14 protein-coding genes are annotated in these 15,681 nt (G+C 61.1%); 2 read left to right on the top strand and 12 right to left on the bottom strand.

Annotated features, from left to right (window positions below):
• Positions 1-172 precede the first annotated feature (172 nt).
• On the top strand, positions 173-574 hold the full coding sequence (locus ABI660_RS13230; RefSeq protein WP_348068712.1) for a hypothetical protein: 402 nt from the start codon (positions 173-175) through the stop codon (positions 572-574).
• Between the two features lie 473 nt (positions 575-1,047).
• On the opposite strand, the gene ABI660_RS13225 is transcribed toward ABI660_RS13230, so the two are convergent.
• The 12 genes from ABI660_RS13225 to ABI660_RS13170 all read right to left on the bottom strand — a co-directional run bounded on the left by ABI660_RS13225 (position 1,048) and on the right by ABI660_RS13170 (position 14,335).
• Positions 1,048-2,235 (bottom strand): hypothetical protein, encoded by a 1,188-nt coding sequence (locus ABI660_RS13225; RefSeq protein ID WP_348068711.1) that lies wholly within the window; start codon positions 2,233-2,235, stop codon positions 1,048-1,050.
• A 298-nt stretch (positions 2,236-2,533) separates the two neighbouring features.
• Positions 2,534-3,001, bottom strand: coding sequence for a hypothetical protein (locus tag ABI660_RS13220; RefSeq protein WP_348068709.1), 468 nt, complete (start codon positions 2,999-3,001; stop codon positions 2,534-2,536).
• A 1,244-nt stretch (positions 3,002-4,245) separates the two neighbouring features.
• Positions 4,246-4,560: a ribonuclease E inhibitor RraB gene (locus tag ABI660_RS13215; protein ID WP_348068707.1), complete on the bottom strand. Its 315-nt coding sequence runs from the start codon at positions 4,558-4,560 to the stop codon at positions 4,246-4,248.
• 219 nt (positions 4,561-4,779) lie between these two features.
• The gene (locus tag ABI660_RS13210; RefSeq protein ID WP_348068706.1) at positions 4,780-5,631 is read right to left on the bottom strand and encodes a hypothetical protein; all 852 of its coding nucleotides are present in this window, start codon (positions 5,629-5,631) and stop codon (positions 4,780-4,782) included.
• A gap of 115 nt (positions 5,632-5,746) precedes the next feature.
• Positions 5,747-5,980, bottom strand: a complete 234-nt coding sequence (locus tag ABI660_RS13205) for a hypothetical protein (protein WP_348068705.1) — start codon at positions 5,978-5,980, stop codon at positions 5,747-5,749.
• Between the two features lie 341 nt (positions 5,981-6,321).
• Positions 6,322-7,401, bottom strand: a complete 1,080-nt coding sequence (locus ABI660_RS13200) for an XdhC family protein (protein ID WP_348068703.1) — start codon at positions 7,399-7,401, stop codon at positions 6,322-6,324.
• A 36-nt stretch (positions 7,402-7,437) separates the two neighbouring features.
• The gene (locus tag ABI660_RS13195) at positions 7,438-8,019 is read right to left on the bottom strand and encodes a carbon monoxide dehydrogenase subunit G (protein ID WP_348068701.1); all 582 of its coding nucleotides are present in this window, start codon (positions 8,017-8,019) and stop codon (positions 7,438-7,440) included.
• 137 nt (positions 8,020-8,156) lie between these two features.
• Positions 8,157-9,341, bottom strand: coding sequence for a VWA domain-containing protein (locus ABI660_RS13190; protein WP_348068714.1), 1,185 nt, complete (start codon positions 9,339-9,341; stop codon positions 8,157-8,159).
• Between the two features lie 151 nt (positions 9,342-9,492).
• Entirely contained in the window at positions 9,493-10,395 is a 903-nt protein-coding gene (locus ABI660_RS13185; RefSeq protein WP_348068699.1) for a MoxR family ATPase, read from the bottom strand.
• Between the two features lie 200 nt (positions 10,396-10,595).
• A complete protein-coding gene (locus ABI660_RS13180) occupies positions 10,596-11,390 on the bottom strand; it encodes a xanthine dehydrogenase family protein subunit M (RefSeq protein WP_348068697.1) in 795 nt (264 codons plus the stop codon).
• A 23-nt stretch (positions 11,391-11,413) separates the two neighbouring features.
• Complete coding sequence (locus tag ABI660_RS13175) at positions 11,414-13,789, bottom strand: xanthine dehydrogenase family protein molybdopterin-binding subunit (protein ID WP_348068695.1); 2,376 nt, start codon at positions 13,787-13,789, stop codon at positions 11,414-11,416.
• A gap of 78 nt (positions 13,790-13,867) precedes the next feature.
• Positions 13,868-14,335 carry a (2Fe-2S)-binding protein gene (locus ABI660_RS13170; RefSeq protein ID WP_348068693.1) on the bottom strand — a complete coding sequence of 156 codons (468 nt, stop codon included), beginning with the start codon at positions 14,333-14,335 and terminating at the stop codon, positions 13,868-13,870.
• Positions 14,336-14,468: 133 nt separating this feature from the next.
• Here ABI660_RS13170 and ABI660_RS13165 point away from each other — a divergent pair, with 133 nt between their 5' ends.
• Positions 14,469-15,680, top strand: coding sequence for a helix-turn-helix domain-containing protein (locus ABI660_RS13165; RefSeq protein ID WP_348068691.1), 1,212 nt, complete (start codon positions 14,469-14,471; stop codon positions 15,678-15,680).
• The last annotated feature ends 1 nt before the right edge of the window (position 15,681 follow it).

The raw sequence follows: 15,681 nt of genomic DNA, 5'->3' as shown, positions 1-15,681 counted from the left end.
GAAAATAAAATGCGTTGCTGTTGACTATTTGGGAAGTCCCTGTAAAGGGTTAGGCCGCACTTTAAGTACTGCCCAGTGACTGGACCCAAGGAATCTCCTTGCCCTTGCGAACGTAGATGGAAAACGAACCCGCGGTGAAGAGCCCTTCAGGTACCGCGTGGAGCTGACTCCAATGAGCTACTCCGTCCTTGGAGTTTTCGGCTTTGGTGACCATGGCAACCGTGTCATTCTCGAAGAAGTATTCAAGCAACTCTGGCTCTGTGAATGGAGTGTTTCGATTGAAAAGGTGCTGGGCTCGGCTTACTCGCGGCAGCATGTGCCCTCGCTGGAGTCCCTTGGCTTCCCCTGTTTTCTTAATGTGATCGATCGCAGCTTGAGATATCGACACTACTCGCCAGGAATTCTTCGAATCTGCGGCTGTCTCGAATGTCCTCTGTTTGATTCTCAGATCGACTTTCGCGTCGAAGAGAAGCTTGTAAATCGTGAACAAAAATTCACCCGTAGATGCTTCGACTCTGTGCGGGCGGTTATGCGGATGTATAGGCATGCAGAATTGATATTTTGTGCGGTCTAACATAATGCGGCCGCACCAACTGCGGTATACACCGACAGCCGCGATGTAGCGTAGCTGCTGGAATCGGCGCTAAGCCCTTGTTTTCACAAAAGCCTTTCAGCATTTCAATCACTTTCAGCTCAATAAAATGCCGCAAAACCCGGCAAGCGGATTTTAGGTTTGAATGGCTTTCATCGCCTCCTCCGATTGGAGGGCGCCGAGGCCGTGATAGAACTTTGGTGGTGGATGGCGCTGCCCATCGCCCTGATGACCGAAGCAGATTTTCGGCTTATTAGCTCTTCTTTTGATAGCTGGTAGCGCTCTCTCCATAAGGGCTGAAGCACGATTCGGCATCAAACCAGCCGATTCATCGCTTCAAGCCGGCGCCCGCACCACATCGCCCACCAACTCCCCCGCATTATTGGTCACCACAGCACGCGCATTCTTGGCCTGCGCCACTTCCATGTCGCGCGGCAGCGCTCAGCACCCGCCGGTCACTGCATGTGAATATGGTGCGTCTGGGCATTGATCACGTCGATGCGGCAATTGGGATACGCAGCCTGCACTGCGGCCTGGTTGTAGCCGAGTTGGGGATTGGCCACCAACCCCCCGCCGCTGAACAGCAACACGGTGCGTGCGGTCACCGAGCACATGTTCAGCACGGCGGTGGTTTGATCTGCATTGTTGAAGTAACAAAGCAAATACATGCAGGTGGTGTAGTCCCAGCCACCGGCGCGGATGGCGTTGGCGGCCAGCTGGAACGCAACCGGCGCCGCGAGAATGTTTCCCGCCTGCGGCAGATTGGCTGCGTAATGTGCCAGGGTGGCAGGCAAGTGGGCCACCAGCCGATCAATCAGGGCCCCGGACCAGTCCGGCGTGACTGCCACAGCCGCCGTACCCAGGTCCTTGAGCATCTTCAGGTACATCATGCTTCTGGCGTAGCGTCGCTGCCCTTCGGCGATGGCAGCGGGAACGTGGATGGCGTTCAGATCCATCCCGTCCGTTGGGCAACCGAACTCGACCGCCATCTCAGCCCCGAAGAGCGCACCGCCGCAAGCCACGTCCAGGATGCTGCGGCCGCGCATCCGGTTCAGTTGCGCCTGCGTGAGCCCCAGGCGGGCGATATAACCCCGGTCATGGGTGATGGCCACGGGAGGCGCCAGGCCGGCCCGCAACAACAGGCTGCGGGCGGTTATATCAAGCGGAGGATTCGGTGGGTTCAGAACGCGAAGCAGGTAACCCGGACCCAGGTGATGGCCGAATGCAAACGCGTCGGCCGCATCGGCCTCCAGGTCGTTCCAGGATGGCAAGGCGGCCAGCAGGCCCAAGGGCCAGTTGCGCAAGGCCACGGCGAATTTCCACATGGCCCGATTGCGCGCGTCGGTCGAGGCAGCAATGGCTGGATAAGGCGCAGCGCGGCCCCAGCAAGCCACCAGCCGCTCGATGGCCGGCATGTATTTGACAATCCGGTTGTCCGTGGGCGCGACGCAGTGGGCGACCGCATCGCTGAGTGTCATCGGCTGCGCCGCCACAAAATGACCACGCAGGTAGTTGATCAGTCCCTTGACGCTGGTGTCGCGACCGAACCGGTCGTCGATGCTGATGCTGGGATGGTAAAAGCGCGAGCCCTGCTTGAGTGCCGTGACGTCCGCAATGAATGCCTGCAATTTAATCTGTGACATGCGCCCTCATTGAACTACGAAAGAGCCACCCAACACTGATGGCCCGATTGTAGGTTTGCGCTGCGTAGCGCACATCCTCCAATTGCAGGAGAGCTCAGGGCATTGGCCCCGAATCCGGCTCCAGCCCGCCTGTTCGACGTCAGGCCCCCGATTCCCGCCGCTCACGCCGACGGGATCGCTCCGGCGCCTGCAGCATCCGCCTGGCGTGTCTTCAGATGCTCTGCTTTCATAGCTCATCGTCGTCTAACGAGGTTGTAAATAACCCTGCTTTTTTGCGAATATAAATCTCGTGCCCATGTTATTGATACGTAACGGCTACGTTTTTGTACTTGCCGAGTACGTCATCAGATGGGCAAGGCACTTTATCCAAAAAAAAGTGATACCCGGTAGCCATAAGTGTGATCGGTACGACAACCTTTGCATAGGTGCTTGGGCTTGCACTGGTGCGCAGACAAATAGTCTCCCCTTTGACCAGTGATACTCTAAAACGGGTTGGCTCGGCGCTGCGCGCTTGCACATGTATTTCATGCTTCCCAGCCGACAGCAGCACCAGTACTTTTTCGTCGTTGCTCAGATTGGCAAACGCCTTACCGCCGACTCCGACGGTTGCAGCAACTCCACCGGCAGCAAAGGCAGATTCTCGAAACACAATTACCTCGGCTTGTAATTCTTTGGATGGTTTGGCAAGCGGCAAGACCGGATTGGATGCACAACCTGTTATGAATAGGCCGATAGCAAGAAGTGAGGGGAAGGTGAGTTTGTGCATGATTGAATGAGGCAGATGAAGCAATGAGAATATCTAACGGTAAAGGCTGTCGCCCATGGCTGATCGGATGAATTCCCCCGTCTTTTGAGAGAATTTCGCGTACTGGCCTTCATGGCATTTGGATCAGGTCTCCATCAAACGAGAGGAGTCCGACATGAATGCTACTACCGTTTTCCCGTTCACCTTGCAAAGTCTGTGTTTCAGCTCGCTGTGACCGATTCCAATTGGAAGATCGTCGAAACCCGGCGCTTCACGCGCACCCAGTTCGAGCGCTGGTTTGTCAACCGCGACGTGTCCCTGGTCATTATGAAACCTGAGGCTCGACCCACTATCACTGGGATCGCCGACCCAATAGCCTGAACATCAAGGTCAAATTGCTGCCCGCCAGATGCGTCCGCGCATACGTAAAATGCGACAAGATCGATGTGGCCGAAGCAGCCGCACTGCCTTGTATTAACTGAGGCATGGGCGACGCAGACTCCATGCCGACGAGGGACAGATGCGATCTCACACCAGATGCCGGATACACGACTGCAGGCGCTTCCCCAGAAGCCAAACTATCGGTCCGTTTCTTGCGTTTCTGGTGAATCCACATAAGAGAAGAGGCTAGAGCTACCCCGCATCTCTAGCGGCCGCATTCTGCCTCGGGGGATTGAAGAAGAGGATCTGTGAGCCATTTCACTGTTTCGTTGGCACGCTTCTGCCAATGCGTATTCGCAGCCCGCACTACTACCTCCGCACGGCACTCCTTGGTTTCTCGAATATCTGCCATCAGAAGCATCGAGTGACTAAGAGGATTGGGAATAGACAACGGTCGAGACGCAATACGGGCAACGAGGACGGATGTCTCTTTGACATCTTCTCGCGAGAGCGCGACGCGTGAATTCTCGTATGCAGTAGCAGTGTTACCGACTATGGCGATTCCAATACTCCTGGGACTGACAAAGCAGCGACTCCACGCAATCTGCAAGCGCTCAACTGCATCACCTGGGCTCAATTCCGTCGAGCACACGCGTGTGCTGCTGACAGATGAAGCAAGCATCTCGTCTCGAGTCTTCGGAGCAGCACAGCCAAGGAGCAATGCGCACAGCAGCGTTAGAAATGCAATTCTCATGGTGGTCCTATTAGCTGAGATCTGAAAACCGGTAGCCCCAACGTCGCCGATGACCGGCACGCAACAGCTGCTGCGAAGCATCGAACCTGCGGCTGCGTGTCCGCGACGAGTAACCAGTTAACCATCAGGCTCACGGTGCAGCCTTAGGAACGGGACCAACATCCATGCCGTCATAAGAGCCGATAGCTCGCTTCTCGGCAAACTCATAAAACTGCATGTTACGCAGGTTAAGCGATTCCGGCGTGTGTGCCTCGATGCGCTCAACATGTAATTTGAAAAGAGGCCGGTCCTGCACGGCTTCTAGATTGACGATCCGATAGCCCAATGACTGAAGCTCTGTCGCTGCCCCCTTGAGTTTTTCCATGTCTCGATCAAAGAAGAAATACCCCCAGAGAAGCGGGCCGTCAATGTTCCATGGTGTCTTGGAATGCATGTTCGCAAACATAGCCTGGAGTTTTTCGAGGGAGATGCGGTTTGACGTCTGGGCATGCGTTGGCATAACGTGCCCAACCACAAAGGCGAGTGCTGAGGTAATTAGCGTGCGTCTGGTAGGCATTGGTAGATCGTTCCTCTGACGGTTAGCGTTGGAGGCCACGGGCGCGCGACACTCGCCGCGCAGCGGCAACCTGATGTTGCGTGTCCGTGAGGGCCGACAGGTTAGACATCACTGTGCCAACACTTCCCAGCCTGACGGCTTGTAGCGCAACAGTGTGCTCGACAGACGATTCGGTGCACGTGACATTACGTCCTTAACCAAAGCTCGGAGTGCGTCCACAGCAACGGGGGTGTCTTCGCCTATGTAAAAGACCGCGTCAGTTGCGGGAATTGCAACGATGAGAACCCCGCTCTGCTCCTTCGCCAATTGCGCCCAGCCATCGAGCAGTAGCAGGCGACTTGGATGGAAGGAGTCACCAATCAATTGCCCGATTTGCCCTTTGCCAGCTACCTTGGCAACCTCCATTAGTGGCTTGAGCTCTTTACGGAGGTTCGCGATCCCAAGGTCATACACCTCCTGCTCATTCATTCCCAGTGCTTTGGCGTCTTTCTCACCGAGCATTTTTATTGCTCGGGGCGTGTCTAGAACAGGAAGCGCCGCCAAACCTTCAACGAACGGTCTAGGAAGTGTCTGTACAGGGCCTGGCCCGCCAGTGCTTGATTGAGTGGCCTGAACGTACTGTGAGGTACGCACTACGACGCGTACCGCATCCTTCGAGGGAGGTACGCTGCGCTCCTTATGAACTTGGGCTGCGCCCTTGACGTAGCGATCCAGCTCTGTCGAACAACCTGCAGCGTTGCCGCTGCAGAACTGGAACACTCGGTCCAGGTTCGCCTGCAGTTCGCCTAGACCGATAGTGAGAAGACCCTTTACAACGACAGCGTCTTTGCCGACTTCTTTGCGAAGTTGGGAAGCAACGTACTCGGTGAATCCGACTTCGTCTCGTGGTATCTCTTGCGCACAGATACTCTCGGCAAATACCAAAAGGAGGGTAGCTGATACGAATTTAAGGGGGGACATGTTGGAGAGGTGGTTTGTGACGGTTAACGTTGAAGGCCACCAGCACGCGACATACGCCGCGAAGCGGCAACCTGATGTTGCGGGTCTGTGTGGGCCGAAAGGTTAGGTCTCATGCTCAGCCCCTCACGACGATTAAATCGGGCCAGTCCTCGGGCCACGGGCGGTCTTCATCTTGTGCGTGCGCATGATCAAACTTTGCTCCCATCGAGTCCATTTCGTCGGCCTGCTTCGTCAAAAATACTGCAATTCGACGAAGCATCTGTGCGTCTGCCGCGATCGAGACTTCCGTTAATTCGACCAACCCCTCTTCGTTAAGGGGTGCTCCGGTGGGATAGCCATATGCTTTCATGAGATCTCAATGTATGCCGCACAGCTTGCGGTATAACTCCGTTGGCCGATTTGTCGCCAAGTCCTTGTCGCACCAAAAGTTTTTCAGCATTTCAATTTCTCTCAGCTCAATAAATGCCGCCAAACCCGGCAAGCGGATTCTAGGTTTGAATGGCTTTGATCGCCTCCTCCGATTGGGGGGCGCCAGCTGCAACGGCAGGATTTTGATGATGGATGGCTTTGCCCACCGCCCTGATGGTCGAAGCAGATTGTCGGCTTATTCGCTCTTCTTTTGATAGCTTGTAGCGCCCTCGCTATAAGGGCTGGAGCACGATTTGGCATCAAACCTGCCGATTCAGCGCTTCAAGCCGGCGCCCGCACCACTCCACATACCAACTCACCCGCATCATTGGCCAGCACGGCCCGCTCGTTCTTGGCCTGCGCCACTTCCATGTCGCGCGGCAGCGTCACGCCGTTTTTCACGGCCAGTACTTCGGCCATGACGCTGACTGCTATTTCGGGTGGGGTCTTGCTGCCGATGTAGATGCCGATGGGGCCGCGTAGGCGGGCCAGGGCGGATTCCTCCAGGTCGAAGTGTTCGGCCATGCGCTGGTGCCGCGCCTCGTTGTTGCGCCGTGAGCCGATGGCGCCTACGTAAAAGGCGTCGGTGTTGAGGGCTTCAAGCAAAGCCAGGTCGTCGAGCTTGGGGTCGTGCGTGAGGGCAATCACGCAGCTTCGTCTGTCGGGCTTGAAGGCGATGACCACGTCGTCGGGCATGTCGCTGAGCACCTTGGCGCCAGGCACAGACCATGCACTGCGGTACTCTTCGCGCGGGTCGCACACGGTCACGGCAAAACCGCTGAACAGGGCCATGGTGGCCAGGTACTCGGTGAGCTGGCCTGCGCCTATCAGCAGCATGCGGTATTCGGGGCCGAAGGTGTTGACCAGTTCATGGGGCGAAAGACTGAGTTCGGCCGGGCCCCTGGCCTCGGCGAGGGTGACCGCGCCATCTGCGAGCCGCACGGTGCGCTGCATCAGTTGCCCGGCTTCGAGTGCGCTGACCAACTGCGCCAGTGCTTCGGCGTCGGGGTCGTATTCCAGCAACAGCTCCAGCGTGCCGCCGCAGGGCAAGCCAAAACGGTGGGCTTCGTCGGCAGTGATGCCGTATTTGACAAAGCCCGGCGGGCCGGAGGGGATGGCCTTGCTGCCGCCGCCGGAAGCGGCCGAAGCGTAGGCCTGCGTGTGCTGGTAAATCAGGTCGTCTTCAATGCAGCCACCCGAGACCGAGCCGACCACGGCGCCGTCTTCACACAGTGCCATGATGGAGCCGACCGGACGCGGTGACGAGCCCCAGGTGCGCACTACCGTGGCCAGCAGGGCACGCTTGCCCGCCTTGCGCCAGTCGCGCAGGGTGCGCAAAACCATCACATCGAGGTTTTCCATGATCGTTCTTTCCTTTCCGTTCCGCGATGCACGCCCTTACTGCGCCAGCCAGACAGCGGCGGCAATCAGCACGGCGGCGGCCACAGTCCACACCCACACCGGAATGGCCGGGCCAGACGCCGCTGGCTCCGCGGCGACGTCACCCATGACCATTTTGGCCGCGTAACTTTCAGGGTGCTGGCGCTGCATTTCCCCGTCAAAGCGCCTGAAAAAATCTTCGGCCATGGACTTGGCCGCGCCGTCGATCAGGCGCTGGCCGAGCTGGGCCACCTTGCCGCCTACCGAGGCGTGCACGGTGTAGGAGAGCTCGCAACCCTCGTTATTGGGCGTCAGCGTCACGGCCGCGCTGCCCTTGCCGAAACCGGCCACACCGCCCTGCCCGTCAAACGAGAGTTTGTAGCTGGCGGGCGGGTTCATCTCGGTCAGTGAAATCTTGCCGGTGAACTTGGCAGACACGGGGCCGATTTTCAGAGCCATGGCGATGGCGTACTGGTTCTCGCCGGTGGCCTCCACCTTGTCGCAGCCGGGGATGCAGGCCTTGAGCACGGCCGGATCGTTCAGCGCGTCCCAGGCTTGTTGCTGCGTCACAGCCAGTTGACGGCTTCCTTGCATGTCCATGTTGTTTTCCTTTTCTTTTCTTTTGGGCCTGTCATCCCAGACTCGATCCGGGATCCATGCTGGCGTACCGCAGTTGCACGGATTGGCGTTGCATGGATTGCAGGTCAAGCCCGCAATGACAAACAGCGTGGGTCATGTTATTTCTTCATCAGAGCCGCCAGACTGGCCGCCAGTTCCTCAAGCTTGCTCAAATTGTGAACCGCCAGCATGCCGTGCGCATGCGCATGCAGCACTGCGGCGCCGCGCGCCAGCGGCGCGTAGCCGTCAAAGCGCAGCAGCGGGTTGAGCCACAGCAGGCGGCGGCTGCGTCGGCGCAGCCAGGCCAGCTCGCGCGCCAGCTCGGCCGGCTCGCCTGTGTCCAGCCCGTCAGTGATCACCAGCACAATGGTGCGCCGGCCGACCAGGCGGCGCGCATGGCTTTCGCGCAATGTGGCCAGCGACGCACCGAGCTGCGTGCCGCCAGCGAAGTCTTCAATTGCCAGGCTGGCATGCGCCAGCATCTCGTCAGTGTCGGCCTGGCGGAAAGCGGGCGTCAAATCGGTGAGGTGCATGCCAAAGGCAAACACGTCGCGGTGCGGGTGGCGCCGCGTGGCCGCGTGCAAAAAGGCCAGCAGCAGGCGGGCATAACGCTCCATCGAGCCTGAAACATCCACCAGCACCAGCAGCGGCAAGGCCTGCTCGCGCCGCTGCAGCCGCGGCAGGTGCAGGAGTTCACCGCCGGTGCGTGCGGCCTGGTGCATCACACCCGGCCAGTGCATGCGCGCGCCACTGGCGGCCGGCCGGGTGCGTCGCGAGGTAAACATCGGCAAGGGCAGTTTGATGTCGCGCGCCAGCCTTTCGACGAGCCGGTATTCGGTGGCCGAGAGCGCGTTGAAGTCGGCATGCTGCAGGCGGGCGATGTCGCTGGCCGTCATGGCGGCGTCGAACTCGACCTTCTGGTCTTCAGTCGTCGGCTTGGCCTGCTGGCCGAAGGTCTTTTGCGGCGCCAGTGCCTCGCGCACACGCGGGCGGCGCTGGCTGGGCTCGGCCTTTCCTTCAGCGCTGGGCAGCAGTTGCGCGAGCAGCTTGTTGGCGACTTTCGGGTCCTGGAAATAGACGTCGAACAGTTCCCGAAACACCATGCGGTCCTGCTCGCGGCTGACCATCACGGCTTCGAAGGCGGCGCTCAGATCTTCCTTCTCACTGATGCCGACGGCAAGCGCGGCTTCCTTGGCCAGGGCGATGCGCTGGCTGTCTACCTTGACGCCGGCGCGGCGCAACGCACGGCCGAAGCCGGCGATGTTGTCGGCGAGTTTTCCGGCTCTGGCGTCGCCCAGCAGCATTTCTAAACCAATCCGGTTGTCATTGCGGGCCTGCCCCGCAATCCATGCTGCGCCAGCCCGCGCCGGTGGTTCATGCAGCATGGATCCCGGATCAAGTCCGGGATGACAGCACTATTGAACTGGAAGTTGCCCTGCATGAACGCCATCCATCTCATGCGCCCGCCTCTTCAGGCTTGAGCAATTCGACGGCCAGCTCGTGCGTGAGCGCAGCCACGTCTTCGCGCTGCTTGAACAAAATGCCGGCCGTATCGGCCACCACCTCGGGGTCGACCACCAGCGTGTCCAGCGCCACCAGCGCCTTTGCCCACTCCACGCTTTCGGCAATGCCGGGTGCGCGCTGGAAGGCGTTGCCAAACGGCGAACGGCGCAGCCTGTCCACGAAACTCGCCACCTGGGCCGACAGCTGCTCGCCGGCCTCGGGCACCTGAGCGCGCACGATCGCCAGCTCACGCTCGCGGTCGGGGTAGTCGAGCCAGTGGTAGAGGCAGCGGCGCTTGACGGCGTCGTGGAGTTCGCGCGTGCGGTTGCTGGTGAGAATAGTCACCGGCGTCACCTCGGCACGCACCGTGCCGATTTCCGGAATGCTGACCTGGTATTCACCGAGGTACTCGAGCAGAAAGGCTTCAAAGGGCTCGTCTGCCCTGTCCACCTCGTCAATCAGAAGAACCGCGCCGGGCGCGGGCGTCTGCAGTGCCTGCAGCAACGGCCGGCGGATCAGGTAGCGGTGCTGGTAAACCTCGCGCTCGACGTCAGCCGCGTCGCCATGGCCCTCCGTTGCCCGCATGTGCAGCAGTTGGGCGGCGTAGTTCCACTCGTACAGCGCTTCACGCTGCTCCAGCCCGTCGTAACACTGCAGGCGTATCAGCTGGCGCTGCAGCGCCAGTGCCAGCGCTTTGGCCAGTTCGGTCTTGCCGACACCGGGTTCGCCCTCCAGCAGCAAGGGCCGCTGCAGCTTGAGCGCCAGAAACACGGCCGTGGCCAACCGGCGGTCGGCAAAGTAGCCGGCACCCTGCAGCGCCTGCTGCAGGGCATCAATCGTGGGGAAAGGTGTCATCGGATCAGTTTAGCCTGCGCTTCAAACGCTATTAATTCAGGAGCTGCTTGCGCCCGTGTAGCAAGGGCTGGAGGCATATTTTTATTAAAACTCCCGGCTGTCATCCCGGACCTGAGGAGCCTGCCCCGGACTCCGATCCGGGGGGATCCATGGCTCGCACACATGGATTGCGGGTCAAGCCCGCAATGGCAGGTCACGACTCAGGCAGCCAGCGCTTTCGCCACCCCGCGCTGGGTCTGCACGCTGATCAGGTTCGCGCGGTAAGCCGCCGTCGCGTGAATGTCGCTGTTGAGGTCTGTTGCATCAATCTTCACGGCCGCCGCAGCTTCGGGGGTGAAGCTTTTGCTCAGCGCCGCTTCCAGCCCCTTGTGGCGGAACACGCCGCTGGACGCGCCTGTGACGGCCACGCGCACACCGGCATCGAACTGGGCCACAAACACACCCACCAGCGCAAAGCGCGAAGCCGGCTGCTTGAACTTCATGTAGGCCGCGCGCTTCGGAATCGGGAAGCTGATGGCGGTGATTAGTTCGCCCTCTTCCAGCGCCGTGGAGAACATGCCCAGGAAAAAGTCGTCGGCTGCGATCTTGCGCGAGGTGGTGTAAATGGTCGCCCCCAGAGCCAGCACCGCAGCCGGGTAGCAGGCCGAGGGGTCGTTGTTGGCAACCGAGCCGCCCAGCGTACCCATGGCGCGCACTTGCCGGTCGCCAATGTGGGCGGCCAGTTCGGCCAGCGCCGGCAGGGCCGCCTTCAGTTCGGCGTGGTTGGACACGTCAATGTGGCGCGTCATGGCACCGATAACGAAAGCATTGCCTTCGCGCTTGATGCCGGTCAGCTCCTTGATGCCGCTGAGGTCGGCCAGCTGGTCCGGGCTGGACAGGCGCAGCTTCATCGACGCCAGCAGGGTCTGGCCGCCGGCCAGCGGTTTGGCGCCCGCGGCGGCAAGCTTGGCAGCAGCGGCCAGGGAGGTGGGCCGTTCCAGGGTGAATGCATACATGATGGTTTCTCCTTGCTGTCTGTTTATTTCTTGGCGGACTGAATGGCTTCCCAGACGCGGCTGGGTGAGGCCGGCATGTCGAAGTCGGTCACGCCCAGCGGTTTGAGCGCGTCGAGCACCGCATTGATCACCGCCGGCGGCGAGCCGATGGCACCTGCCTCGCCGCAGCCTTTGGCGCCCAGCGGGTTGTGGCTGCAGGGCGTGCACAGAGTGTCCAGCTTGAAGCTGGGCATGTCGTCGGCGCGCGGCATGGCGTAGTCCATCATCGAGCCGGTCAACAGCTGGCTGGACTCCGGGTCGTAGACGCAGTTTTCCAGCAAGGCCTGGCCGATGCCCTGCACCAGACCGCCATGCACCTGGCCTTCAACAATCATCGGGTTGATGATGTTGCCGAAGTCATCGACGGCGGTAAAGCGGTCCACCCGAACCACACCTGTTGCCGGGTCAACCTCCACCTCGCAGATGTAGGTGCCCGCGGGAAAGGTGAAGTTGGTCGGGTCGTAAAACGCGGTCTCATTCAGCCCGGGCTCGAGCTTGTCGAGTGGATAGTTGTGCGGCACATAGGCCGTCAGCGCAACCTGGCCGAAAGTCACCTTCTTGTCGGTGCCCTTGATGGTGAACTCGCCGTTGGCGAACTCGACGTCAGCGTCGCTGGCTTCCATCAAGTGCGCGGCAATCTTCTTGGCCTTGGCCTCGATCTTGTCGAGCGCCTTCATGATGGCCGTGCCGCCGACTGCCAGCGAACGCGAGCCGTAGGTACCCATGCCGAAAGGCACGCGCCCGGTGTCGCCATGCACCACGTCCACCTGATCCACCGAGATGCCCAGGCGCGCGGCCACCACCTGTGCAAAGGTGGTTTCGTGCCCTTGGCCATGGCTGTGCGAGCCGGTGAACACCGTCACGCTGCCGGTGGGGTGCACACGCACCTCGCCGCACTCGAACAGACCGGCGCGCGCACCGAGCGCACCGGCGATGTTGCTGGGTGCCAGGCCACAGGCCTCGATGTAGCAGGAGTAACCGATGCCGCGCAGCAAACCCTTGGCGGCCGACGCGGATTTGCGTTTTTTAAAACCGGCCACATCGGCCAGCTCGTTGCCGCGCTTGAGCAGCGCATGGAAGTCACCCACGTCGTACTGCAATGCCACCGGCGTCTGGTAGGGGAAATCCTTGACCAGGTTGCGCCTGCGGATCTCGTCCTGCGCCAGGCCCAGCTCCCAGCCGGCGCGCGTGACCAGGCGCTCGAGCAGGTAGGTGGCCTCGGGCCGCCCGGCGCCGCGGTAGGCGTCCACCGGTGCCGTGTTGGTGAACCAGGCGTCGACCTCGACATAAATTTGCGGCGTGGTGTACTGGCCGGCCAGCAGCGTTGCATACAGAATCGTCGGTACCGCCGGCGCAAAGGTCGAGAGGTAAGCGCCCATGTTGGCGTCGGTGTGCACCCGCAGCGCGAGGAACTTGCCGTCCTTGTCCAGCGCCATCTCCGCGTGACTCGAATGGTCGCGCCCGTGGGCATCGCTCACAAACGCCTCGCTGCGGTCGGCTGTCCACTTGATGTTGCGGTTGAGCTTTTTCGAAGCCCAGGTCAGGCAGACGTCTTCCGCATACACATAGATCTTGGAGCCGAAGCCGCCACCGACATCCGGTGCAATCACGCGCACCTTGTGCTCGGGCAGGCCCATCACAAAAGCCGTCAGCAGCAGGCGCTCGACGTGCGGGTTCTGGTTGGACACATACAGCGTGTACTCGTCCGAAGCGCGGTTGTAGGAGCCGATCACCGCGCGCGGCTCCATCGCGTTGGGCACCAGGCGGTTGTTGGTCAGGTCCAGCTTGGTGACGTGCGCCGCTGTAGCAAACACCGCATCAACCTGGGCCTTGTCGCCTATCGCCCATTTGTAGCAATGGTTGTCGGGTGCCGCATCGTGCAGGGCGGTTGCCTTGGCCGCATCGGTGACGCGGACCACGGCGCTCAGCACGTCGTAGTCCACCTCGACCAGCTCGGCGGCATTTTTGGCCTGCTCCAGCGTCTCGGCCACCACCATGGCAACGTGGTCGCCGACATAACGCACCTTGCCCTGCGCCAGGATGGGGTGCGGCGGCTCCTTCATCGGGTTGCCGTCGGTGCTGGTGATCAGCCAGCCGCAAGGCAGGCCGTTGATCTTGTCGGCCGCTACGTCCTCGCCGACAAACACGTCGAGCACACCGGGTGCGGCCTTGGCAGCGGCGGTGTTGATGCTGTTGATCTTCGCGTGGGCGTGCGGGGAGCGTACGAATACCGCGTAGCTCTGGCTGGCCAGTGTGATGTCATCGGTGTATTGCCCGCCTCCGGTGAGAAAGCGGTAGTCCTCCTTGCGGCGGACGGACGTGCCAATGTTTGGCAGATTGACGAAGTCGGATGCACCCATGTGTGTACTCCTGAAAGGGGAAATTTCTGGTGGCGGCGCGCGGGATGGCGGTGCCGAAGGCTTGCAGTAGCGGGCAGCTCAGGTCGCCATGGCGGCAGCGCCTTGCTGCACCGCCTTGACGATGTTCTGGTAGCCGGTGCAGCGGCAGATGTTGCCTTCCAGCAGCTCGCGAATTTCGCCTTCGCTGGCTTTCGGGTGGTGCTTGCACAGGTCCACCGCGCTCATGACCATGCCGGTGGTGCAGAAGCCGCATTGCAGGCCGTGGCATTCCTTGAAGGCCGCCTGCATCGGGTGCATGGTGCCGTCTGCAGCCGCCAGGCCTTCGATGGTGGTGATGTCCGCACCTTCCGCCTGCGCGGCCAGGATGTTGCAGGACTTGATGGCGCGCCCGTTCATGATGACCGTGCAGGCGCCGCACTGGGCGGTGTCGCAGCCCACGTGGGTGCCGGTCAGCAAAAGCTGCTCGCGCAGCACCTGCACCAGCAATGTATTGGGGGGAGTTTCAACGCTTTTTGCCTTGCCGTTGACTTTGAGCTGAACTTGCATGGGCTTTGTCTCCTGATGGCTGTTGTTTGGCTACGGATGAGCTTGGGCGGAACGAGTCATTGTTGAATTGCCTCCCTCAAGGAGCCCTAGGTTAAACCCTAGGAGCTTGCCAAAGCCCGGTGAAATTCTCAAAATGGAACACTCCCCGCCCAACACGCCGGCCAACGCGTTCGCGGCAGGTCTGGTAGGCTGCATCCTCCGCATTTCCACACCCATGCTGTCCGTCCTTCCGCCCTCCTCCGAGCAACGCCTGCAGCAGATCGCGCATGCCCGCCAGGCGGTGCTGCAGGAAGGTAAAAACATCTCTGGCGTGCTGGCCGAACCGTGGATAGAACGCTCCTGGCGGCGCTGCCTGGCCAGCGGGCAGACACCCGACCAGCCCATCAGCTTCGATGTGCTGCCGCCGCAGACCTTGCGCCGCACCGAGGAAGCCAACCACGTGCTGGTGCAGGCCGCGCGCCCGGTGCTGGAAAAACTCGGGGCGGCTATCGCCAGCACGCGCTACTTCGCCATCCTGACCAATGCGCAGGGCGTGGTGGTGGACGTGAACGGCGCCATTGACAGGCGCGACCGCCGGGCCGAGCTGATCACGCGCATTGGGGTGGACCTGTCCGAACAACACGTGGGAACCACCGCCATAGGCGCGGCGCTGACCGAGCTGCAGCCGGTCTGGCTGCACCGCGGCGAACATTTTTTTACATCCAATTCAGCCTACAGCTGCGCCGGTGCGCCGCTGTTCGGGCCCGACGGCCGTTGCGTCGGCATGCTGGACCTGACCGGCGTGGACACGGTGGAGCGCCCAGAGCTCAAACACCTGGTGGTGCAATCGGCGCGCAGCATTGAAAACGCCCTGACCCAGAGCCGGCCGCACGATCTGCTGATCCGCCTGAACTGGTCCAGCCACTGCCTGGGCGAAGACTCGGACGGCCTGGTGTGCCTGGACCCGGACGGCTGGGTCAGCGGCGCCAACCCGGCCGCGCGGCAAATGGTGCCCGCGCTGCAAGCCAGCGGCCCGGCAGCAGTGCACTGCAGCGAGCTGTTTGCCATGCCTTACGAGATGCTGTTTGATGCGGCAAAAAGCGACACCTTGGGCTACGCCCAGGCGCTGGACATGCCGCTGTGGTCCGGCCTGCGCCTGCACGCGTTGCCGTTGCTCCGCGGGCGCGCTGGCGCGCCAGGCCGGCTCAGCGGCCGGGCAGCGCCGGCCCTGCCGCTCAAGGACGTCGAGACGGCGCTGATACGCAAGGCCGTCAACGAAGCCAAAGGCAATGTCATGAAAGCAGCGCGGGCGTTGGGCGTCAGCCGCGCCACTGTTTACCGGCGGCTGGGCGGCAAGGCGAAATAAG

The organism is Polaromonas sp. (genome assembly GCF_039930745.1).
Classification (GTDB): domain Bacteria; phylum Pseudomonadota; class Gammaproteobacteria; order Burkholderiales; family Burkholderiaceae_C; genus Polaromonas.
This window is presented reverse-complemented; position numbering and strand designations above follow the sequence as displayed.

Coding starts and splice junctions, on each gene's coding strand:
- ABI660_RS13230 (WP_348068712.1), top strand. CDS start 173: ATGAGCTACTCCGTCCTTGGAGTTTTCGGCTTTGGTGACCATGGCAAC.
- ABI660_RS13225 (WP_348068711.1), bottom strand. CDS start 2,235: ATGTCACAGATTAAATTGCAGGCATTCATTGCGGACGTCACGGCACTC.
- ABI660_RS13220 (WP_348068709.1), bottom strand. CDS start 3,001: ATGCACAAACTCACCTTCCCCTCACTTCTTGCTATCGGCCTATTCATA.
- ABI660_RS13215 (WP_348068707.1), bottom strand. CDS start 4,560: ATGTTTGCGAACATGCATTCCAAGACACCATGGAACATTGACGGCCCG.
- ABI660_RS13210 (WP_348068706.1), bottom strand. CDS start 5,631: ATGTCCCCCCTTAAATTCGTATCAGCTACCCTCCTTTTGGTATTTGCC.
- ABI660_RS13205 (WP_348068705.1), bottom strand. CDS start 5,980: ATGAAAGCATATGGCTATCCCACCGGAGCACCCCTTAACGAAGAGGGG.
- ABI660_RS13200 (WP_348068703.1), bottom strand. CDS start 7,401: ATGGAAAACCTCGATGTGATGGTTTTGCGCACCCTGCGCGACTGGCGC.
- ABI660_RS13195 (WP_348068701.1), bottom strand. CDS start 8,019: ATGGACATGCAAGGAAGCCGTCAACTGGCTGTGACGCAGCAACAAGCC.
- ABI660_RS13190 (WP_348068714.1), bottom strand. CDS start 9,341: ATGCTGCTGGGCGACGCCAGAGCCGGAAAACTCGCCGACAACATCGCC.
- ABI660_RS13185 (WP_348068699.1), bottom strand. CDS start 10,395: ATGACACCTTTCCCCACGATTGATGCCCTGCAGCAGGCGCTGCAGGGT.
- ABI660_RS13180 (WP_348068697.1), bottom strand. CDS start 11,390: ATGTATGCATTCACCCTGGAACGGCCCACCTCCCTGGCCGCTGCTGCC.
- ABI660_RS13175 (WP_348068695.1), bottom strand. CDS start 13,789: ATGGGTGCATCCGACTTCGTCAATCTGCCAAACATTGGCACGTCCGTC.
- ABI660_RS13170 (WP_348068693.1), bottom strand. CDS start 14,335: ATGCAAGTTCAGCTCAAAGTCAACGGCAAGGCAAAAAGCGTTGAAACT.
- ABI660_RS13165 (WP_348068691.1), top strand. CDS start 14,469: ATGGAACACTCCCCGCCCAACACGCCGGCCAACGCGTTCGCGGCAGGT.